Origin of the sequence: Rhizobium ecuadorense (assembly GCF_001187535.1) — a bacterium.
Taxonomy (GTDB): Bacteria; Pseudomonadota; Alphaproteobacteria; order Rhizobiales; family Rhizobiaceae; genus Rhizobium; species Rhizobium ecuadorense.
Genome location: NZ_LFIO01001857.1, coordinates 1 through 322, shown reverse-complemented (window position 1 = coordinate 322; position 322 = coordinate 1). Strand labels below are relative to the sequence as shown.

Below are 322 nucleotides of genomic sequence, written 5' to 3'. Positions count from 1 at the left end.
CTCATCAACTCATCGACGGAGGTGATGTTTCCAACTTGTGCAGCGAAATAGGTGTCATAGGCCTCCCCGGTTTCCGAGGAAGCGATCGTCGCCGAGGCCACCGCATAAGCGCTTGTGACCAACGAGAGCTGATCTTCCGACATCACGTCGCCGTCGGTCGAGCCATCCTCGTTGAAGTTGAAGGCCTTCGCCAGGTTGACATAGACATCGTCGTCGAGCTGGTTGACGAAACTATCGGCATCGTCGAGATCGCTCGTCAGAACACCCTTCAGGAAGCTGGTTGAGGTGTATTCGGTGCTGAGGCCGAAAGCGGTCAGCACAT

General features: G+C 55.9%; 1 protein-coding gene. It reads right to left on the bottom strand.

Annotated features, from left to right (window positions below):
- Window positions 1-322 (bottom strand): DUF1217 domain-containing protein (locus tag AF337_RS39080; protein ID WP_152971374.1); only part of this gene is annotated, 322 nt, incomplete at both ends.